Raw genomic sequence first — 20,357 nt, forward strand, 5'->3', positions numbered from 1 at the left:
GCCGGTGCCGGGAAGATCCCGTCGTGATGCTCCCGAAAGGGCTCACGCCTTGAGGCCCGGAAACCTTCCGGGCCTCTTTTTTGTGTGCAGGCGGCCGTTATGGCTCGATCACACAATCGCTTGATCAAGGTGCTCGATCCGCCGGCGGCGTGAAACAGCGGCCGCAACGCTCCGAACTGTGGTGGCGGTCGCCCGTTCCGGTGACGCAGAATGCCCATGGTTAATGCGCCCTTAACCTTCCCGCCGCTAGTCTGACAGCCGAATCTGCCGTGTTGCGCGTCCGCGCCCGGCCGGGCAACGACAGACGAGGAAAAGCATGCGTTCAGGGGCTTCAGCACCGCTTGCGCTGGCCGATACGGAGCACGGCATCCGGTCGTTCGCGAGGCGTCAGGTCGGGCGGCTGGTCGGTGCCGGGCTGTTTGCTCTGGTTGGTTTCGGCGTCGCCGCCCTTGCCACCTGGAACGTCGCCGATCCGAGCTTTTCGCACGCCACCGACAATATCGTCACCAATGCAATGGGTTATGCCGGCGCCGTCTTTTCCGACATTGCCATGCAGTTCTTCGGACTTGCCGCCGTTGCGGCGCTGGTGCCGGCGGTGATCTGGGGATTTCTGCTGTTTACCGCGCGCGGCGTCGACCGGCTGCCGAAACGGGCGCTGGCCTGGTTCGGGTTTTCGCTGCTTGGCGCGGCAATTGCCGGCTGCGTGGTACCGCCCAAGACCTGGCCGCTGCCGACCGGCCTCGGCGGCGTCTTCGGCGACATGGTGCTCAATATCCCGGGCCTGGTCATCGGCGGCTATCCGACCGGCCTCGTCGCCAGCGTGCTCGCCGTGCTCCTGGCAGCGCCGGCGCTGTGGGTATTCTTGTATGGCTCGGCGCTGATTTCGCGCAAGAACGGCTTTGCGGTCCTCGAACAGCCTGCAGTGCCGGATCCGCAGGACGACCTGCTTTTCGACAATGAAGAGGACGAGGGCGACGAAGGTATATTGGCGCTTGGCGCCATCACCCACTGGTGGCTGTCGCTGCGGGCCTATCTGCGCCGCCGCGCCGCGCGCCGGCGCGAGCGCGACGATTTCGAGCCGGAGATGGAACCGCGCCCCAGCGCCTGGCGGCGGGCGGCCGAACGGGTCGAATCGGCCGAGTTCGCCGAGGCGCGGATGAGCCCGGGCGGGCGCGCCCGCGTCGAGCCGGAATTCTTCGCCGCCATGGTCAACGACCGCAGTGCCTCGATCGACCCTGACGATGCCGACGTCTTCGATAACGACGACAATGACGACGACATGGATTTCGCGCCCGAGCCGGCCGGCCAGCGCCGCGCCGCGCCGACGGCCAAGGTGCAGAACTTCCGCTCCGACGCGGCGACACGCGTCGAGGCGCCGGCGCCGCGGCCGGCCCCCGGCGCCCGCGTCCAGCGCGAGGCGCAGACTTCGCTGATCGGCTCGGAAAAATTCGAGATGCCGTCGCTGCACTTCCTGTCGGAACCAAAGAACGTGGTGCGCGACGCCAGCCTGTCCAAGGATGCGCTGGAGCAGAACGCCCGCCTGCTCGAGGGCGTGCTGGAGGATTTCGGCGTCAAGGGCGAAATCATCCATGTGCGTCCGGGTCCGGTCGTCACGCTCTACGAGCTGGAACCGGCGCCCGGCATCAAATCGTCGCGGGTCATCGGCCTGTCCGACGACATCGCCCGCTCGATGAGCGCCATCGCCTGCCGTGTCGCCGTGGTGCCCGGCCGCAACGCGATCGGCATCGAATTGCCGAACGCCAGGCGCGAGACGGTCTATTTGCGCGAGATCATGGCCAGCCGCGATTTCGAAACCACCAAGGCCAAGCTGGCGCTGGCGCTGGGCAAGACCATCAATGGCGAGGCGGTGATCGTCGACATCGCCAAGATGCCGCACGTGCTGGTCGCCGGCACCACCGGCTCGGGCAAGTCCGTCGCCATCAACACCATGATCCTGTCGCTGCTCTACCGGCTGACGCCGCAGGACTGCCGGCTGATCATGATCGATCCAAAGATGCTGGAGCTCTCGGTCTATGACGGCATTCCGCATCTTCTGACGCCGGTCGTCACCGATCCGAAGAAGGCGGTGGTGGCGCTGAAATGGACCGTGCGGGAGATGGAGGACCGCTACCGCAAGATGTCCAAGGTCGGCGTCCGCAACATCGACGGCTTCAACGCGCGCGTGCAGCAGGCTGAGAAAAAGGGCGAAAGGATCTCGCGCACCGTGCAGACCGGCTTCGACCGCCAAACCGGCGAGGCGATCTACGAGACGGAGAACCTCGACCTCGAGCCGATGCCCTACATCGTCGTCATCATCGACGAGATGGCCGATTTGATGATGGTCGCCGGCAAGGACATCGAAGGCGCGGTGCAGCGCCTGGCGCAGATGGCGCGCGCCGCCGGCATCCATGTCATCATGGCGACGCAGCGGCCATCGGTCGACGTCATCACCGGCACCATCAAGGCGAATTTCCCGACCCGCATCTCCTTCCAGGTGACATCGAAGATCGACAGCCGCACCATCCTGGGCGAACAGGGCGCCGAACAGCTGCTCGGAATGGGCGACATGCTCTACATGGCCGGCGGCGGCCGCATCCAGCGCGTGCACGGTCCCTTCGTCTCCGACGACGAGGTGGAGAAGATTGTCGCGCATCTGAAATTGCAGGGCGTGCCGGAATACCTCGACGCCATCACCGAGGACGACGACAAGGATGACGATGAGCCGACGGGCAAAGGCAGTGGCGGCGGCGACGGCGGCAATTTCGAGGATTCCGACGATCCCTACGACCAGGCGGTCGCGGTGGTGCTGCGCGACGGCAAGGCCTCGACCAGCTACATCCAGCGCCGGCTCGGCATCGGCTACAACCGCGCCGCCTCGATCATCGAGAAGATGGAGAAGGAAGGCATTGTCGGCCCGGCCAACCATGCCGGAAAACGCGAAATCCTGGTGCCGACGGAGGACGACAAGTTCTAGAGCGCGTCCGCGCCGGCAACTTTGAACCTTTTGGCGCGTTGCAACGACGGGCGCCGTGCGGCCCGCCAAACTTAAGCCCAACTGGGGGGCCAGACCAATATAACGAGCAAGCAATCAGATGATGGTGACCGGCATGAAAAACGCAACTCTCGCCCCAAGCAGGGATTTCGCCCCAACCCGCCGGCAGGTGCTCGGCCTCGGCCTGGTCCTGGCCGGTGCGGCGGCCGCCAACCTCGTGCCCGGCTTCCAGCTGCTGGCGTCGGCGCAAGCAGCGGTTCCGGCGACGGCGCAGAAGATCGCCGATCATTTCTCCTCGGTCAAATCGATGAGCGGCGAGTTCGTGCAGTTCGGACCCAAGGGCGAGCAGACCGGCGGCAAGTTCTTTCTGGAACGGCCGGGCAAGATCCGCTTCAATTATGACGGCGCCTCGAATTTCAGGGTGATTTCCGACGGCAAGTCGGTGGTCATCCTCAACAAGAAGCTGCGGACGTCCGACCTCTATCCGCTGTCGAAGACGCCGCTGAAGCTGCTGCTCGACGACAAGATCGATCTGTCGGGCGGGCGCGTCAGAAGCGTCAAGGAAGAGGACGATCTCACCACCATCCAGCTTGCTGACAAATCGGTGTTCGGCAATTCGAAGATCACCATGATGTTCGATCCGAAATCTTATGAATTGCGGCAGTGGACCATCACCGATGCGCAAGGCAAGGACACGACGGTGATGATCTTCAACACCAAGGAGGGCGTCAGCTTCGCCCCCGACACCTTCGCCATCGACTATACGGCGAACCGCGAGCTGAACACCAAGACGCGGTAACTTCCTACTGCTGCGGGATAGCTTTTCCCGCGTTGGTGCGGGCGGCTTGTTTTTGCGGTGCGCGGCTGGCAGTAGTTTCCGCGATTGACTTCCGTCGGAGCCATCCGGCGGATCTTGCGTTGTCCGGAACCCCACATGCCGTTTTCCGTCGCTACCTGGAACATCAACTCCGTCCGGCTGCGCATGCCGATCGTCGAGCGCCTGCTGGTCGAGCAGGCGCCGGACGTGCTCTGCCTGCAGGAAACCAAGGTTCCGGACGAATTGTTTCCGGAGAAGGCGTTCCGCAAGCTCGGCTACGAGCACATCGCCTTCCATGGCCAGAAGGGCTATCACGGCGTTGCCACCATAGCGCGGCGGCCGATCGAGGTGGTCGAAAAGCGCCGCTTCTGCGAGATCGACGACAGCCGGCATCTGTCGGTCACCGTCAACGCCGGCGGCAAAACGATCCTGCTGCACAATTTCTACGTTCCGGCCGGCGGCGACGAGCCCGACCCGGCCGTCAACCGCAAGTTCAAGCACAAGCTCGATTTCGTTGCCGAGATGAACGCCGTGCGGGCCGAGCATGACGAGCACTCCGGCTCGATCCTGGTCGGCGACCTCAACATCGCGCCGCTCGAGCACGATGTCTGGTCGCACAAGCAGCTCCTCAATGTCGTCAGCCATACGCCGGTCGAGACAGAAAACTTCGAGGCAATGCGGCTCGCCGGCGACTGGATCGACCTGATGCGGCTCAATGTGCCTTACGAGGAGAAACTCTACACCTGGTGGAGCTATCGCGCCCAGGATTGGCAGGCCTCAAATCGCGGCCGCCGCCTCGACCATGTCTGGTCGTCGCCAAACCTGGTGCCGCATTTTGCCGGCTATGAAATCCTGCGGCCGGCGCGCGGCTGGGAACGGCCCTCGGACCATGTGCCGGTGATCGGGCGTTTCAACCTGGATTAGCTTTGTCTCGCCTCAGCGAAACCTGAAGCTATCCGCGATGTAGTCGGGACGGGCATTCAGCGTGGCGAAAACGTCCTCCAGGTCAGGCGCCCCCGCCAATATGCCCGACAGGACCAGCGTCGTCGCGACACCGACGCCGTTGCCGCCGGCGATGTCGTGCTCGACGCTGTCGCCGACGCAGACCACGCTGTCGCGCTCCGGGTGGCCCGCCAGTGCCAGCGCTGCCTCGAATATCTGCGGATTGGGCTTGCCAATGCGCGACACGCTGCCGCCGAGGCTCTCATAGAGATCGGCGAGCCGGCCGGCGCCGAAGCGAGGGCCGACGGCAGTCAGCATGATCTTGTCGGGATTGGTGCAGAAGCATGGCACCCGCCGCGCCGCCGCCGGACCAAGAAGCCGGCGATAATGGTCGAGGTCGTAGCGATCGCCCTCGCTGGCGGAAATCAGCACCAGTTCGGCATCGTCGCCGTCCTTGGCCAGGACGAAGGGCAGGCCGTCGACAGCCGAACGGTCATTGTCGCGGCGGATCAGCAGGCATTTTGTCTGCGGGCGCAGGGCTCCGGATGCTGCCATTTGGTGGAAAGAGCGCCATGCCACCTCGCCGGAGGAGACAAAGTGGTCCCAGCTTCCCGGTTCGAAGCCGAGCTTCAGCAGGCGGTGCTCATTGGGTTGCGCCCGCTTGCCGGAATTCGAGATCAGTACGATGGTCTTGCCGGCGCGCTTGAGTGCCGACAACGCTTCGACAGCACCTGGATAGGCGCTGGTGCCGTCGTGCAGCACACCAAATTGGTCGAGCAGGAACACCTGATAGCGGTCGGTCAGCGCGGCGATGCCGTCGAGGTGTTGAATTGCCTTGGCCGTCATAAAAGCCCCGCTGCGCTTGCGCCCATCAGCGCCAGCCGCGCCGTGCCGGCAGCGGCCTCCTCCGAAAGAGCCGGCACGAGAGCGACGCCAAGCTTGCGCTGCCGGATCGCTGTCCAGGCCGGATTGGCCGCACCGCCGCCGACGCTCCTGACCGATGTCAGTCGGGGGGCGCCGAGTTCGGCAAGCCGGCGATAGCCGAGCGCTTCGATCGCCGCAATACCCTCGAACATCGCTTTCAGATAGTCGGCATCGTCGGCGGGCCGCGGCTCGAGGCGCGGCGGCAGCGCCGGATCGGCGATGGGGAAGCGTTCGCCCGGCGCCGGCAGCGGGTAATAATCGAGGCCGGTCTTCGTCGCCGGGTCGATTTTTTTGCTGAGTTCGACAATGCGGGCGACGGGGAAATGCTGGGCCAGCACCTTGCCGCCGGAGTTCGAGGCGCCGCCCGCCAGGTAGGTGTCACCCAGCCGATGGCTGTAAATGCCGAATTGCGGCGCCGAGATCGGCCGGTCGCAGAGGATCTTGATGGTCAGCGACGAGCCGAGCGCGGTAACGCCGTCGCCCGCGGCACTCGCACCGGTCGCCAGGAATGAGGCGCAACCATCCGTCGTGCCGGCAACGACAACCACGTCGCGCGGCAGGCCGAACATCTTCGCAGCGCTGGCGGTGAGCGTGTCCGTGACATCGCCCGGCCGCACGACGCGGGGCAGGAATTCCATGCGCACGCCGGTCGCCGCGATCCAGTCCGGCCAGCGCCTGGCCCCGACGTCGTAGCCGGTCTTCAGGGCATTGTTCTCGTCGCTGACATCGAAGCGGCCGGAAAACTGTCCGGCGATCCAGTCTGCCTGGTGCAGCACAGTGGCGACGCCGGGCAGGTGCTGGAAAGACAGCGCCTTGGCGAGACCGGAGGTCGCCCCGAGTGCAGCGCTCGTTGCCGGTGCCGCGTCGGCTATTGCTTTCAGGATAGTGTCGTCAGCGACCTTGTCGTTGTACATCAGCGGTTCGGCCAGCGGCCGCCCGGCGCCGTCGACCGGCAGCAGCGTGCCCGACGTACCGTCGACGGCGATCGAGCGCACTGCCGCGCGATCGATACATTTGAGCAGTTCCGCCAAAGTCGCGCCGACCGCCTCCCACCATATTGCGGGGTCACGGCCGTTCGGCCCAAATCGCTCGAGGGCAATAGCGGAATGCGCGGCAACGGAAAAGTCCGGACGCATGGCGACGGCGCGCGCGCCGGATGTGCCGATGTCGATGCCGATGGCAAGCGGGCCAGACGAACGCGACATGTCAGCTGCCTCCGGCATTGAGTTTCTGGCGATATTTTTCGGCGTCCCAGTTGATCAGCTCGTCATTCTCCGCCGCTGTCAGATAATTCAGCTTCGCCGAGACATCGATCCGCGCCGTCACGTCGGAAAGGCAGCGCTGCATGGCGTCGGCACCGGCGCCGGCGTCGCCGCGCATCAACACGCCGAGTCCAGGAAACAGGATCGCCACGGGTGCGGCGCCGCAGCGCTCGATGACGCGCTTCACACCCTCGTCCGGTCTCGCCACGACCGAGCCTTCGCCGAGAAAGATGACGTGGTCGGGGTAGAGGCTGCCACCCAAAGCCATGCGGCAGCTTTCGGGGTCGATCGCCACCGCATGCGCCTCAACGTCCGCCGGCAATCTGTAGTCGCTGTCGCCGGCGCGCGCCGTCAATGCCGCGATGTCCGGTTCCGCCACCTGGCGCGGCGGCCGCGCCAACAGTCGTGTCACGCGCCGCAGCAGCATGTCGGCCGCGGCGACGGTCTCGGCTGCAACGACCAGGCCGTGATTGCCGAGGATCAGGATATCCACGCCTGGCCGAAGGCGCTCGGCGATACCCTGCGCGAGCGGCAGTCCCGGCCGGCGATAGGGAATATACGCCCATTGATGGCCGTTGAGCCGCCTGGCGGCCTCGGCCTCGCAGTCGGCCTGCACGGCCAGCGAAATGGTCTCGACGCAGTGAACATGCAGAACGATGCGCTGCGGCATCAGCGCATGCACGGTGGTCTCGATCGACGGGCGCAAGCCGCGCGCGCTGAGGGCGTCGACAGTGAAGGCCTGCGGCTGTTCGGCGGCCGGGTCGCGCCGTTCGATGGCGTCGAGCAATGGCGGGATGCCGACCGGCACCATGATGTCGGCGATGAGCGCGTCCTTCAGCCAGGTGCCGGAGGCCTTGATCCAGAGCGTGTCGCCGGCTTTCAGCGAGGTGTTGCCGCCGGCGGCCTGGGTCAGATGCGCGTCGCTGCCGATAGCGGCCGAAAGCGACCGCAGCGCTGCCAGTTCCTGCGCATCCGCACTGATCGTCATCGAAATTCCTCTACAATCCGGCCGCGTGGCCACGGCTTTGGACGTCCCGGTGCCGGGACGAAGACCCATGCTGGTATCGCAGATGCGAGCAAGTTACGTCAACAGTGATGTTATCGCGTCAAATCAGGCTTGCAATCCGAGGGCCGTTGAGTAAGTTGCACCAATTGCCATGCAAAACGGCAATGCCGTGCAAAATGCTTGGGAGGCAAGCGCATTGGGAGGTAAGGGTTGAGCGACTCCGGCCGCCAGCGTCAGATTGTCGAGCTTTTGCGGGACCGGCCTTTCGCATCGGTGCGCGAGCTGCAGGAGCGGCTTGGCGTATCGGCGGCGACGGTGCGGCGCGACATCGACAAGATCGACGAGGCCGGCGAAGCGCGCAAGGTCTATGGCGGCATCTCGGCGCTCGATGGCGCTTCGCAAGCCGGCGTCGCCTATGCCAGGCCCTATGACGAGAACCGCGACCTCGCCGTCGAGGCGAAGCGGCAGATCGCCGCTCTCGCCGCCACCATGGTGCGCGACGGTGACGCGGTCATCGTGCATGGCGGTTCGACCTGCTTCCATCTCGGCGTCAAGCTCGCCGACCGCAACATCCGGCTCTACACCAACTCGATGCCGCTCGCGGCCTATCTCAGCGACCACGGCCATTGCAGCCTCACCGTCGCCGGCGGCGAACTGCACCGCGAGCCGGGCATCATCCATTCGCTGACGCAGACGGTGCCGTTCTACGCCTCGAAGTTCTTTCTCGGCGCGCAAGGCATCGGCCAGGAAGGCCTTCTGGAATCGCACCCGCTGCTGGTCCGCTCGATCGTCGAGCTCAGCCTCTGCGCCGACCAGATCGTCGTGCTGGCCGACAGCCGAAAACTGTCTATCCACGCGCGCAATGTGGCACTGCCGCTGTCGCGGATCGGCACGCTGGTCACCGATGACGGCCTGTCCGAGACAGATGCCCGCATGCTCGAAGATGCCGGCGTCATGGTGCGGATCGCGGCTTCCTCGGGAGGCGCCCAGTGAACATCGCCGTCCTCGATTTCGGCAAGACCAATTCGAAGCTGTTCGTCTTCGGCCAGGACGGACAGATACTCGACGAGCGCCGCAGCCAGCCGAGCTGGATCCGAAAAGGCGGCTTCAGCGTGCTCGACGAGCCAGCGCTGCACGACTGGGCGGCTCGCGCCATCGATAATGCAGTCGACATGCATGGCGTGGAAGGGCTGATGGTATCCGGCCATGGCTGCACCTTCGCGTTGGTCGACGAAGCCGTGCTGACGCATCCGATCCTCGATTACGAGCAGGAACCGCCAGCTGAAATCGCCGCGCAGATCGACCGCCGCATTCCGGATTTTGCCGAGACCTTTTCGCCGCGCCTGCCGCTTGGCTTCAACTACGGCCGCCACATGTTGTGGCTGAAGGAGGTGGAGCCCGGTGCCTTCGCCGCAGCGAAATCGATCCTCGGCTATCCCCAATATTGGAGCTGGCGGTTTGGCGGCCGGCCGGTATCGGAAGTGTCGTATCTTGGCTGCCACTCGCATTTATGGGCGCCGCGCAAACGCGATTTCAGCTCGCTGGTCGATGCCGAGGGCTGGCGCGGCCAGATGCCCGCCTTCGAGCGCGCCGGCGCGGTGATCGGCGAGCAGTGCTTCGGCCAGGCCGCGAAGCCTGTCGCCATCCATAATGGCGTCCACGACAGCAATGCCGCGCTCCATGCCTACCGCCGGCAGCAGCTCGGGCCGGTGACCGTGGTCTCGACCGGCACCTGGGTGGTCGTGCTCAATCCCGACTGCCCGCTCGACGCACTCGACGGCCAGCGCGACATGCTGGTCAATGTCGATGTCGATGGCGGCCCGGTGCCAACCGTCCGCTTCATGGGTGGGCGCGAATTCGCCACGATCAGCGCCGGCTGGCAGGGCGCAATCGCGCCGTCATCGATACAACGGGTGATCGACGCCGGCATTATGGCGCTGCCGAGCTTCGCGCCCGGCGGCCCGATGCCGCACCGCCGCGGCGAACTGGTCGGGCGTACGCCCAATGCCGAGGAACGCGCGGCCATGGCGCTGCTCTATGTCGCGCTGATGGTCGATTTGTGCCTCGAGTTGATCCATTCGGACAACACAGTGATCGTCGACGGCGGCCTGAACAATGGCGGGCTGCTTGCCGCGTTGCTGGCGCAGTTGCGGCCCGGGCAGGCTTTCCTGCAGGGCGCAACGCTGGAGGGCAGCGCCACCGGTGCTGCCGCACTTGCCTTCGAAAGCGTCGGACGCGAGTTTGCCACCGAAGCGCCGGAGGCGGTGCATGCGGCAAGTTTCAGCGGCCTTGCCGGCTATCGCAACGACTGGCGCGGCCTTGCCGCCGACCGGGCTGTGGCCAGCGCAGCTGCAGGAGGTGCGCGATGAGCGCCGCCGCCCGGATCGAGACGGTGCGCCAGCCGGTGCTGGAGATGCGCCACATCTCCAAGACGTTCGCTGCGATCCGCGCCTTGCACGATGTGTCGCTGACCGTTCACGCCGGCGAGCTGCACGCGCTGATGGGCGAAAACGGTGCCGGCAAGTCGACGCTGATGAAGGTGCTGTCCGGCGCCTACCGGCCGGACCCCGGCGGCGAAATCCTGATCGACGGCGTGCCGGCCGCGACGGGCGACCCGATCAAGGCGCGCGCCGCCGGCATTGCGGTCATCTATCAGGAGCTGTCGCTGGCGCCTAATCTGTCGGTAGCGCAGAACATTTTTCTCGGCAACGAGCCGCGACGGTTCGGCGTTGTCGACCGCGAGCAGTGCAATCGGCGCGCCAGCGAGATCATCGCGCGGCTCGGCGTGACCTTCTCGGCGCGCACTCCGGTCGCAAGCCTGTCGCTCGGCGAGCGACAGCTGGTGGAAATCGCCCGCGCGCTGTCGACCAATGCGCGCATCATCGTCATGGACGAGCCGACCACGTCGCTGACCTCGCGTGAGACCGACCGGCTGTTCGAGGTGATTGCGACGCTGAAGTCGCAAGGCATCGCCATCATCTACATCAGCCACCGCATGGAAGAGGTCTACCAGCTCGCCGACCGCGTCAGCGTGCTACGCGACAGCGGCTATGTCGGCACGCTCGACCGCGCCGACCTGAACGCCTCGCGCCTGGTATCGATGATGGTCGGGCGCGATCTGTCGACGTTCTACAAGAAGGATCACCGTCCGCCGGATAGCAAGCGCGCCATCGCGCTGTCGGTGCGCGGCATGTCGGGCGGCAATCTCATAAACAATTGTTCCTTCGACCTCCACAAGGGCGAGGTGCTGGCACTGGCCGGCCTGGTCGGCTCGGGCCGCACCGAACTGGCACGGCTGATCTTCGGCGCCGACAGGCACACATCAGGCACGCTGGAGCTCGGCGGCAAACCGATATCCATCGGTTCGCCGAGCGAGGCGCTCGATGCCGGCATTGCCTACCTGACCGAGGACCGCAAGCAACTTGGCCTGTTTCTCGACATGTCGATCTCCGACAATATCAGCATGGGCGTGCTGGCAAAGGACGCGAAGGCCGGCGGTTTGCGCGACTTCACGGCTGCCGAAAAGCGCGCCGCCAAGGCGGTGTCAGACCTCTCCATCCGCACCAGCTCGGTGCAGGCCAATGCCGGCTCGCTGTCGGGCGGCAACCAGCAGAAGGTGCTGCTCGCCCGCCTGCTGGAAACCGAGCCGCAGGTCGTCATCCTCGATGAGCCGACCCGCGGCGTCGATGTCGGGGCCAAGTCGGAAATCTATCGGCTGATCGACAACCTGGCCAAGAAAGGCATCGCCATCCTGATGATCTCCAGCGAACTGCCGGAGGTGATCGGCATCGCCGACCGCGTGCTGGTGATGCGCGACGGCACCATTGCCGGCGAGGTGACGGCGTCGGAGGGCGAGCCGCTGCGGCAGGAAGCGATCATGGAACTTGCAACGGGAGCGGCTCAGCGATGACCGACAAGGTGGCCGACACGATGAAAGCGGACGACCGGGCGGTCGGCAGGAGTACGAGGTGGCGTACCGCCATTGCCGCACTCGGCATGCTGCCGATCCTGATCCTGCTGGCGGTCGGCTTCCAGTTCATCAATCCGCGCTTTTTCACCCAGACCAATCTGCTGATCGTCATGCAGCAATCGTCGATCAACATCGTGCTGGCCGCCGGTATGACCTTCGTCATCCTGACCGGCGGCATCGACCTGTCCGTCGGCTCGATCCTTGCCGCCTCGGCGATGGTGGCAGTGATGGTGTCGCTGGTGCCCGATTGGGGACTGCTGGGGGTGCCCGCGGCCATTCTCGTCGGGCTCGGTTTCGGCGTCATCAACGGGCTGCTGATCGCCTATATCAAGCTGCCGCCCTTCATCGTCACGCTGGGATCGCTGACCGCCGTGCGCGGCGTCGCCCGCCTGCTCGGCCAGGACACGACGGTGTTCAACGCGGACCTGCCGTTCGACTTCATCGGCAACGGTTCGCTGTTCGGCATTCCGTGGCTGGTAATCATCGCGCTGGCGGTCGTCGTCCTGTCCTGGCTGGTGCTCAAGCGCACCGTGCTCGGCACCTGGATCTACGCCGTCGGCGGCAACGCCGAGGCCGCCAGGCTGACCGGCATCAAGGTGCCGCTGGTGCTGCTCTTCGTCTACGGCGTTTCCGGCCTTCTGGCCGGCCTTGGCGGCGCCATGTCGGCGGCCCGGCTCTATGCCGCCAACGGGCTTCAGCTCGGCCAGTCCTACGAACTCGACGCCATTGCCGCAGTCATCCTCGGCGGCACCAGTTTCGTCGGCGGTGTCGGCTCGATCTGGGGCACGCTGATCGGCGGCCTGATCATCGCCGTGCTGTCCAACGGGCTCATCCTCGCCGGTGTTTCGGACATCTGGCAGTACATCATCAAGGGATTGGTCATCATCGTGGCGGTCGCCCTCGACCGTTACCGGCTCCAGGCAGGAGCAAGAACGTGATGGCCCTTAGTCGCCGGCATCCAACGAGCCGGTTTCATGTGTAACGCACCGTGAGAGGCGCGGGGCATCAGGAGGAAAATAAAACAATGAAGACCATCGCTAAACTGCTCTGCGGCGTCGCCCTTGCGGCCGCCGTCATCGCGCCGGCATCGGCAAAGGATCTGAACAAAGTCGGCATCTCGGTCGGACTGCTCGGCAACCCGTTCTTCGTCGCCACCATCAAGGGCATCGAGGACGCGGCCAAGAAGATCAACCCGAATGTGCAGGTGACCTCGGTATCGGCCGACTACGATCTCAACAAGCAGGTATCGCAGGTCGATTCCTTCATCGCTGCCGGTGTCGACGTCATCATGCTCAACGCAGTCGATGCCAAGGCGATCGCGCCGGCGGTGAAGAAGGCGCAGGCGGCCGGCATTGTCGTTGCCGCTTTCGACGTTTCGGCGCCCGGCGCCGACGTCACCGTGATGACCAACAACGTCAAGGCCGGCGAAGAGGCCTGCCAGTATCTGGTCGATAATACCGGCGGCAAGGGCGACTATGTCATCCTCAATGGCCCGGCCTCGTCGTCGATCCTGGAGCGGGTCAAGGGCTGCAAGGACGTGCTGGCAAAGCACCCCGACATCAAGATCCTTTCCGACGACCAGAACGCCGAAGGCTCGCGTGACGGCGGCCTGAAAGTGTTCCAGTCGCTGCTGACGCGTTTCGACAAGATCGACGCGGTCTTCGCGATCAACGATCCGACGGCGATCGGCGCCCAGCTTGCGGCCAAGCAGCTCAACCGCTCGGAGTTCATCTTCACCGCGGTCGACGGTGCACCCGATATCGAGAAGGAACTCGCCTCCGGCACGTCGATGATCAAGGCCTCGGCCTCGCAGGATCCCTATGTGATGGCCGGCCAGTCGCTGACGATGGCGGCTGACCTGCTTGCCGGCAAGAAGCCGGCCGAGCCGACGGTGCTGCTCGACCCGAAGCTGATCACGGCCGACAATTTGAAGGATTACAAGGGCTGGACCGCGGCTCGCTAAGCCTCCCAAGCCTGGTGCAGCCGGGATCACCGGCCGCACCTTTTTGTCCGAGCATCGGATTGCCAAAACCGCTTTGGACTTGGGTCAGCTGGAAATAACCGGAGACGATCATGTCGCGCATCGGAATCCACTCATTCGTCTGGTCGGCGAGCTCGGCGCAGGGCGACCTCGAGCGGACGCTGGCCAACACCAGGGAAGCCGGCTTCGACCTGATCGAATTCTCCTATCTCGACCCCGCCAATGTCGACATTGACGGCCTGGCCAAGCGGATCGCCGATCTCGGCCTCGGCGTTGCGATCAGCATTGGACTGCCGGCCGACGGCGATATTTCGAGCGCCGACAAAACGATTGCCGCGCACGGCGTCGAAATCCTGGAACGTACGATCGCGCTGACCCGCGATCTCGGCGGCCAGAAGGTTGCCGGCATACTCAGCACCAGCCACGGCTTGCAGAGCGAGGCGCCGACGCGTGACCAGTGGAACCGCAGCGCCGGCACGCTGGCCGAGGTGGCGGACACGGCAAAATCAGCCGGCGTCACCCTCAACCTCGAAATCGTCAACCGCTTCGAAAGCAATCTGCTCAACACTGCCGCGCAAGGCATGGCCTTCATCGCGGACAGCGGCTCCGACAACATCTTCCTGCATCTCGACAGCTTCCATATGAACATCGAGGAGGCCGATGTCGGCCTGGCCATTCGCAATGCGGTCGGGAAGATCGGCTATGTCCATATCGGCGAGAGCCATCGCGGCTACCTCGGCACCGGCAATATCGATTTTGCCGCGATATTCGACGCGCTGACCGCAATCGGCTACAGCGACGACCTCAGCTTCGAATCTTTCTCGTCGGAAATCGTCGACGAGAACCTGTCGCGGAAAACCGCGATCTGGCGCAATCTGTGGACCGACAATATGGAGCTGGCCAAGCATGCGCGCCGCTTCATTGCGCTCGGACTGGAGACGGCACGGCGCAAGGCCGAGCTTGTTTCCGCAACGCACCGGCCCTGAGCCCTCGCAGTTCCGAAGTCGATCTGGTTAGGCCAGAGGCGCTATATTAGCCGGCAAAACGCGGCCCAAGTTCCTCGATGCGGCGGATCATCGCCTGGAAATCCTCCAAAATGCGCTGGTGCAAGTGAACCGCCAGCTCCGGGTATTCCTCGAGGATGCGGCGGAACATCTTGCGGCTGAGCCGCAGCACTTCCGAATCGATTTCGGCGGAGGCGCTGGTCAGCCGGTTGGTGTCGGCGATCAGCGCCAGTTCGCTGAGTATGGTGCCGGGGCCGACGGTGCCGATCGGGATGCGCTCGCCGTCGTGCTCGCGGTAGAGGACGATGCGGCCGCTGACCACGATGTAGGCCGAATCAGCCTCGTCGTCCTCGCGGTAAAGCTTGTGGTCGGCTTTCAACATGGTGGTTTCGGCGCCGAAGGCGAGCAGACGCAGCTGTTCCTGCGTAAAGCCCTCGAAGAGCCTCACGGTGGACAGGATGCGGATGTCGTCATCCAGCGCCATCTAGCTATGTCCCCGAACCGTCAGTCCGACTCCTCCCCTACGAGGCCGATCCAAAACCACCTCCAGCCTCAGGACCGTACCCGAAAAGCGCCCCGCCCGGATCGCTTATTTGAATAATGAAATGTTTAAGGAACCAGCTTGTAGCCGCCGCTTTCTGTCACGAGAATTTCCGCGTTGGAAGGATCGCGCTCGATCTTCTGGCGCAGCCGGTAGACGTGAGTTTCGAGCGTATGCGTGGTGACGCCGGAATTGTAGCCCCAGACTTCCTCCAGCAGCACGTCGCGGGTCACCACCTTCTGGTCGGCACGGTAGAGATATTTGATGATCGAGGCTTCCTTTTCGGTCAGCCGCACCTTGGCGCCGCGCGGGTCGATCAGAAGCTTCTGGCTGGGCTTGAACGTGTAGGGGCCGACCGAGAAAGTGGCGTCCTCGCTCTGTTCGTGCTGGCGCAACTGCGCGCGGATGCGGGCCAGCAGCACGGCAAAACGGAACGGCTTCGTCACATAGTCGTTGGCGCCGGCCTCGAGGCCAAGGATGGTGTCGGAATCGGTATCATGGCCGGTCAGCATGATGATCGGCGCCTTGTAGCCGCCCTTGCGCAATATCTTTACCGCCTCGCGGCCATCCATGTCGGGCAGGCCGACATCCATGATGAGCAGGTCGATGAGCCCGCCACGCGCCGTGGCGACGCCTTTGGCGGCGGTCGCTTCCTGCAGGACATCGAATTCCTCATAAAGCGACAATTGCTCGACAAGGGTGCCGCGCAGGTCGTCATCGTCGTCGACGATCAGAATGGTGCGTGAAGTCATGGATCAATCCGTTGTTTTGAAAAGAGATTTCAGTTGACCGCTGCCTGTTTATGCGGAAGCTGACCGGCACAACAGCCGTTCACAGTGATTTGTTCCGTGGCACGATCATACAAGAAAAAACACGATCGCAATGCAGTCGGCGCAATTTTGCCGAAAGGGCTCACCGTGCTCACCGTGCGCGCGCGCCCCGGCCAACCCAGCCAGGGCTTTCTGCAGGCCGGCAAACTGGTGTTTCCATGTGCGCTCGGGCATGGCGGCATCTCGACCGGCAAGCGCGAGGGCGACGGCGCCACGCCGCTTGCCTCGATGCGGATATTGTCGGGATATTTTCGCGGCGACCGTTTTGCCGGCGGCCGCCGGACGCGGCTGGCGATGACGCCGATCGGCCGCGACCTCGGCTGGTGCGAAGTGCCTGGGGACCGCAACTACAACCGCCCGGTCAAAATCCCCTATGGCGCCAGCCATGAGCGGATGCTGCGCACCGACGATCTCTATGACGCCTGCCTGGTGCTGGACTGGAACATTGTGCCGCGCCGGCGCGGGCGCGGCAGCGCCATCTTCTTCCACCTGGCGCGCCCCGGCTTCACGCCGACGCAAGGCTGCGTCGCGGTAACGGCCCGCACCATGGCACGGCTGCTGCCGCTGCTGTCGGAGCGGACGGTGGTAAGGGTGGTAAGGTAGTGAATAGTGAGTGGTGAATAGTGAGTGGTGAGAAGCGATCGGTTAGGGACATGTGCAGGCGCACCGCCTAGCTTCCCATTCACCATTCACCATTCACCATTCACCATTCACTACTGCCCTATCCGCTTCCTCGGCCTCTGCCAGCCGATGTCGAGAAGGCCGAGCCGGCCGAGTTCGCGGTCCATGGCGCGTGCGATGTCCTTGCGTTCGCCGCCGATGTCGCGAAGCTGGCGATCGGAGAGATCCTCGACATTTTCGTAGGGAAGACTGACCGCGATTTTTGCGTGCCGAAGCCAGTCAAGCATGGCGCGCAGCCAGGCCGGGCGGAGGGTTACCGAGCGCAAGGCGATGTCAGACATGGTGCAATCCGCTTCTCCGGACATCAAATCCGGTTTGATGTTTCTTCGATGCTCAGATCATGGCGGATTGAAATTCAAACGGGAAACGAGTAGTTTTTTCTGCATCTTCAAGTTCTGTTTGAGGATTGGAATGCTCGACCGAACCCTCCTCGCCTGGCACTGATGGCGCGCCTGCTGCCTGGAACCCGTGCGCTGCGGACGCTGGAGGCAGCGGCCCGGCACCTCAATTTCACCCGCGCCGCCGACGAGCTCGGCCTGACGCCGGCAGCGGTCAGCCATCAGATCAAGGAAATCGAGGATCAGCTCGGCATCGTGCTGTTCACACGCACCAGCCGCACGATCCGGCTGACCGAGGCGGGCGCGGTGCTGTTCGAAGCTTCGACCGATGCGCTCGACCTGCTTGGCCGGGCCGTCTCACGGGCGCAGAAGGCGGCGCGCGGATCGGCGCTGCTGAAGGTCACCCTCGATGCGCAATTCGCGACGAAGTGGCTGATGCGGCGCGTCGACGATTTTCGCAAACAGCATCCGGCAATCGAGCTGCGTTTCGACATCAGTTACGAGGTGCGCGACTTCGATCGCGACGACGTCGATCTCGGCATCCGTTTCGGCACCGGCAAATATCCGGGGCTTCGCTCGCACCGGCTGTTCGAAAACGTCATCATCCCCGTCTGCAGCCCGGCCTTGCTGCGGTCAGGGCCGCCGCTCAAGGAGCCGCGCGACCTGTTCCACCATACGCTGGCCCATATCGAGTGGTCGCGCCAGGGCGTCACCTGGCCGAACTGGAGCATGTGGATGGCGGCGGCGGGCGTCGACGATTTCGACGACAGCCGGACCATCGTGTTCGGCAATTCGACGGATGCCGTCCAGGCCGCGCTCGACGGCAACGCGGTCGCGCTCGCCGATTTCGCCATGGTGGCGAACGACCTTTCAGAAGGTAGGCTGATCCGGCCGTTCGAACTCGGCATCAAGGTCGCGCCCGAATTCGCCTATTTCCTGGTCTATCCGGAGACTGCGGCGAACGATGCGCGCATCGTCGCCTTTCGCGATTGGCTCCTCGAGGAAGTCGCCAGGACCCCGACCTGACGTTCAGCCCGCCGCCGCGCCGAACCAGCCGATCACCGCGCCGATGAGAAGCAGCACGCCGAGCCAGTGACCGACATCGATGAGCGTCAGATCCCAGCCGAAGCCTTCGTAGCGATGGTTGACCGAAAGCGTGGTGGCGACGAACCCCAGCCAGAGAACGAAGCCGAAGATCACCCCGGCAAGCAGGCTCGGTTCGCCGCCGGTCACGGCGCCGATGATCAGCGACATGACCAGCGCCATGACGAGCTCCGCGACGAAGGAGACGACGAAGGGCAGCATCGATTTGCTCATGGTCGCCGGATCAAGCTTGGCGGCCTTCAGCCACGGCTTGCTCAAGCCCATGTACCAGGCCCCGCCGAACAGCCACGCCACGACGGCGGCGACGATTACCGCCAGCCAATTGATTGCTGAAAAATCCATGGTTCCCTCCGGTCGATTGCGCGATGGAACGCCTGTTCGGCGATGCCGTCAAGCAAGGCGCCAGACGGTGGTGCGCTTGACCTCGGCGTCCTCCAGCGCCCGGGTCACCGCCACTTCATAGACGGCAAGCGGTTCCAGTCCCGCCCTCGGCAGATAGGAACGGCCGGGATCGCCGACGAGGATGTCGCCGCCGCGCGCCTTCAGCGCGACGAACCACGGCATCAGCCTGTCGGCGAAAGTTTTGTCGTAGAAGACGTCGCCGGCCAGCACCACGTCCCAGCCGGCATCGCTGCCGATGCAGTCACCGATGAGGAATTTTATCTCGGTTCCATTTGCCTCGGCATTGAGGCGGATCGCGGTCGCGCAGAATGGGTCGATATCGGCGGCGATCACCTCGGCAGCTCCGGCCTTCACCGCGGCAATGGCGACAAGGCCGGAGCCGGAGGCGAAGTCCAGCACGCGCTTGCCGCGCACCGCCGCCGGATTGTCGAGGATGTAGCGGGCAAGGCCTTGGCCGCCGGCCCAGGCGAAAGCCCAGAAGGGTGGCGGCAGGCCGATTTCGGTCAGCTCGTCCTCGGTCCGCTGCCACAGTTCGTGCGCCTCGTCGGCCAGGTGCAGGCGGATCTCCGGCACATGCGGCGGCGCCATCAGCGCCGTGTTGTCGAGGATGAATTTCCTGGCGCTGTCCGGCGTCAGCGCCGTCATGGCGCCGGCGTCAGTTCGCCCATGCGGCAAACCTCTTGCCATTCGGCCGGCGTCACCGGCTGCACGGACAGCCGCCCGAGTCGCACCAGCGCCATGTCGGCCAGCTTTGGATTGGCCTTGGCCTGCTCCAGCGTCACCGGCTTCGGCATGGCCTTGAAGGCGCGGATGTCGACGCACTCCCAGCGGGGATCGTCGGTGGTGCTGTCCTGATGGGCCAGAGCGCAGACTTCGGCGATGCCGACGATGTCCAGCCCGTCATTGGAATGGTAGAAGAAGCCGAGATCGCCGATCTGCATTGCCGTCATGTTGTTGCGCGCCGCATAATTGCGCACGCCGTCCCATTGCGTGCCGGCCTTGCCCTTGGCCTTGAGGTCCTCGAAGGAGAAGACCGAAGGTTCGGATTTGAACAGCCAGTAGTTCATCTCAGTTGTCCCGTTGCCGTTGTCGGTTTGTCGCTATCCAGCGTTGGCGCTGCCCTCACCCTTACCCTCTCCCCGTAAGGACGGGGAGAGGGGTCGCCAGCGCTGGAGCTTCTCCCTTCTCCCCGTTCTTCACGGGGAGAAGGTGCCGGCAGGCGGATGAGGGGCAGGGCGAACGAACGATCATTCACTCACAGGTTTGTTGAAGCTCCAGTTCCATTGCCGGATTTCGACGCTTTCGAACAGCCCTGCCTTGGTATAGGGATCGGCCGCCGACAGGGCTTTTGCCGCCGCCAGATCGGGCGCCTCGACAACGACAAGGCTGCCGTCCGGCTTGCCGTCGGCGTCGAGGAAAGGGCCGGCGAAACCCAGTTTCTTGTCGCCGTTCAGCCCTTCCAGAAAGGCAATGTGCTCGGGCCGCGTGTCGAGCCGCACCTGCAGGCTTCCTGGCTTGTCCTTGCAAATCAACGCAAACAGCATCTTTCCATCTCCGCAATCG

21 protein-coding genes are annotated in these 20,357 nt (G+C 64.4%); 11 read left to right on the forward strand and 10 right to left on the reverse strand.

The annotated features are described in order from the left end of the window. Positions 1 to 316 precede the first annotated feature (316 nt). The 3 genes from NKH90_RS03475 to NKH90_RS03485 all read left to right on the forward strand — a co-directional run bounded on the left by NKH90_RS03475 (position 317) and on the right by NKH90_RS03485 (position 4,733). The gene (locus NKH90_RS03475) at positions 317 to 2,974 is read left to right on the forward strand and encodes an FtsK/SpoIIIE family DNA translocase (RefSeq protein WP_352707979.1); all 2,658 of its coding nucleotides are present in this window, start codon (positions 317 to 319) and stop codon (positions 2,972 to 2,974) included. A gap of 133 nt (positions 2,975 to 3,107) precedes the next feature. Continuing rightward, entirely contained in the window at positions 3,108 to 3,791 is a 684-nt protein-coding gene (locus tag NKH90_RS03480) for an outer membrane lipoprotein carrier protein LolA (protein WP_031213172.1), read from the forward strand. A 135-nt stretch (positions 3,792 to 3,926) separates the two neighbouring features. Continuing rightward, the gene (locus NKH90_RS03485) at positions 3,927 to 4,733 is read left to right on the forward strand and encodes an exodeoxyribonuclease III (RefSeq protein ID WP_352450145.1); all 807 of its coding nucleotides are present in this window, start codon (positions 3,927 to 3,929) and stop codon (positions 4,731 to 4,733) included. A 12-nt stretch (positions 4,734 to 4,745) separates the two neighbouring features. On the opposite strand, the gene NKH90_RS03490 is transcribed toward NKH90_RS03485, so the two are convergent. Genes NKH90_RS03490 through NKH90_RS03500 form a run of 3 tightly spaced genes read right to left on the reverse strand, consistent with a single transcriptional unit; the run spans position 4,746 to position 7,925 of the window. Next, positions 4,746 to 5,597, reverse strand: coding sequence for a TIGR01459 family HAD-type hydrolase (locus tag NKH90_RS03490; protein ID WP_352540845.1), 852 nt, complete (start codon positions 5,595 to 5,597; stop codon positions 4,746 to 4,748). Further along, the gene (locus tag NKH90_RS03495) at positions 5,594 to 6,880 is read right to left on the reverse strand and encodes an FGGY-family carbohydrate kinase (protein ID WP_352817324.1); all 1,287 of its coding nucleotides are present in this window, start codon (positions 6,878 to 6,880) and stop codon (positions 5,594 to 5,596) included. Before NKH90_RS03495 ends, NKH90_RS03490 begins: the two co-directional genes overlap by 4 nt. Before the next feature lies 1 nt (position 6,881). Continuing rightward, entirely contained in the window at positions 6,882 to 7,925 is a 1,044-nt protein-coding gene (locus tag NKH90_RS03500; protein ID WP_352615432.1) for a class II aldolase/adducin family protein, read from the reverse strand. Between the two features lie 228 nt (positions 7,926 to 8,153). Between NKH90_RS03500 and NKH90_RS03505 the strand changes: the two genes are divergently transcribed. The 6 genes from NKH90_RS03505 (at position 8,154) to NKH90_RS03530 (ending at position 14,880) form a co-directional block, all read left to right on the forward strand. After that, positions 8,154 to 8,936 (forward strand): DeoR/GlpR family DNA-binding transcription regulator, encoded by a 783-nt coding sequence (locus tag NKH90_RS03505; protein WP_023680486.1) that lies wholly within the window; start codon positions 8,154 to 8,156, stop codon positions 8,934 to 8,936. Continuing rightward, entirely contained in the window at positions 8,933 to 10,312 is a 1,380-nt protein-coding gene (locus tag NKH90_RS03510; protein ID WP_352817328.1) for an FGGY-family carbohydrate kinase, read from the forward strand. The genes NKH90_RS03505 and NKH90_RS03510 overlap by 4 nt, the downstream gene beginning before the upstream one ends. Next, positions 10,309 to 11,853 (forward strand): sugar ABC transporter ATP-binding protein, encoded by a 1,545-nt coding sequence (locus NKH90_RS03515; protein WP_352470777.1) that lies wholly within the window; start codon positions 10,309 to 10,311, stop codon positions 11,851 to 11,853. Before NKH90_RS03510 ends, NKH90_RS03515 begins: the two co-directional genes overlap by 4 nt. Positions 11,854 to 11,873: 20 nt before the next feature. Next, on the forward strand, positions 11,874 to 12,851 hold the full coding sequence (locus NKH90_RS03520) for an ABC transporter permease subunit (RefSeq protein ID WP_502894527.1): 978 nt from the start codon (positions 11,874 to 11,876) through the stop codon (positions 12,849 to 12,851). A gap of 86 nt (positions 12,852 to 12,937) precedes the next feature. Beyond that, positions 12,938 to 13,876, forward strand: a complete 939-nt coding sequence (locus NKH90_RS03525; RefSeq protein ID WP_352470775.1) for an ABC transporter substrate-binding protein — start codon at positions 12,938 to 12,940, stop codon at positions 13,874 to 13,876. 110 nt (positions 13,877 to 13,986) lie between these two features. Next, positions 13,987 to 14,880: a sugar phosphate isomerase/epimerase family protein gene (locus tag NKH90_RS03530; protein ID WP_352817333.1), complete on the forward strand. Its 894-nt coding sequence runs from the start codon at positions 13,987 to 13,989 to the stop codon at positions 14,878 to 14,880. A gap of 46 nt (positions 14,881 to 14,926) precedes the next feature. On the opposite strand, the gene NKH90_RS03535 is transcribed toward NKH90_RS03530, so the two are convergent. After that, complete coding sequence (locus NKH90_RS03535; protein WP_352817336.1) at positions 14,927 to 15,382, reverse strand: cyclic nucleotide-binding domain-containing protein; 456 nt, start codon at positions 15,380 to 15,382, stop codon at positions 14,927 to 14,929. A gap of 125 nt (positions 15,383 to 15,507) precedes the next feature. Further along, positions 15,508 to 16,191, reverse strand: coding sequence for a response regulator transcription factor (locus NKH90_RS03540; RefSeq protein WP_023680479.1), 684 nt, complete (start codon positions 16,189 to 16,191; stop codon positions 15,508 to 15,510). Between the two features lie 144 nt (positions 16,192 to 16,335). On the opposite strand from NKH90_RS03540, the gene NKH90_RS03545 reads away from it, so the two are divergent. Then, positions 16,336 to 16,872: a L,D-transpeptidase family protein gene (locus NKH90_RS03545; protein WP_352817781.1), complete on the forward strand. Its 537-nt coding sequence runs from the start codon at positions 16,336 to 16,338 to the stop codon at positions 16,870 to 16,872. Positions 16,873 to 16,982: 110 nt separating this feature from the next. Here the strand turns inward: NKH90_RS03545 and NKH90_RS03550 are convergent, their stop codons facing one another. Next, positions 16,983 to 17,231 (reverse strand): hypothetical protein, encoded by a 249-nt coding sequence (locus NKH90_RS03550; protein WP_352817338.1) that lies wholly within the window; start codon positions 17,229 to 17,231, stop codon positions 16,983 to 16,985. Positions 17,232 to 17,393: 162 nt separating this feature from the next. Here NKH90_RS03550 and gcvA point away from each other — a divergent pair, with 162 nt between their 5' ends. After that, positions 17,394 to 18,314: a transcriptional regulator GcvA gene (gcvA, locus tag NKH90_RS03555; protein ID WP_352817342.1), complete on the forward strand. Its 921-nt coding sequence runs from the start codon at positions 17,394 to 17,396 to the stop codon at positions 18,312 to 18,314. Between the two features lie 3 nt (positions 18,315 to 18,317). On the opposite strand, the gene NKH90_RS03560 is transcribed toward gcvA, so the two are convergent. The 4 genes from NKH90_RS03560 to NKH90_RS03575 form a co-directional block, all read right to left on the reverse strand. Beyond that, entirely contained in the window at positions 18,318 to 18,734 is a 417-nt protein-coding gene (locus NKH90_RS03560; protein ID WP_352817345.1) for a DUF1761 domain-containing protein, read from the reverse strand. Between the two features lie 48 nt (positions 18,735 to 18,782). Beyond that, positions 18,783 to 19,439: a class I SAM-dependent methyltransferase gene (locus NKH90_RS03565; RefSeq protein ID WP_352817348.1), complete on the reverse strand. Its 657-nt coding sequence runs from the start codon at positions 19,437 to 19,439 to the stop codon at positions 18,783 to 18,785. After that, positions 19,436 to 19,861 carry an EVE domain-containing protein gene (locus tag NKH90_RS03570; protein WP_352817351.1) on the reverse strand — a complete coding sequence of 142 codons (426 nt, stop codon included), beginning with the start codon at positions 19,859 to 19,861 and terminating at the stop codon, positions 19,436 to 19,438. The genes NKH90_RS03565 and NKH90_RS03570 overlap by 4 nt, the downstream gene beginning before the upstream one ends. 180 nt (positions 19,862 to 20,041) lie before the next feature. After that, complete coding sequence (locus tag NKH90_RS03575) at positions 20,042 to 20,338, reverse strand: YciI-like protein (RefSeq protein ID WP_352470768.1); 297 nt, start codon at positions 20,336 to 20,338, stop codon at positions 20,042 to 20,044. Positions 20,339 to 20,357 lie beyond the last annotated feature (19 nt).

The sequence above is a fragment of the Mesorhizobium sp. M0898 genome (assembly GCF_040319695.1).
Taxonomy (GTDB): domain Bacteria; phylum Pseudomonadota; class Alphaproteobacteria; order Rhizobiales; family Rhizobiaceae; genus Mesorhizobium.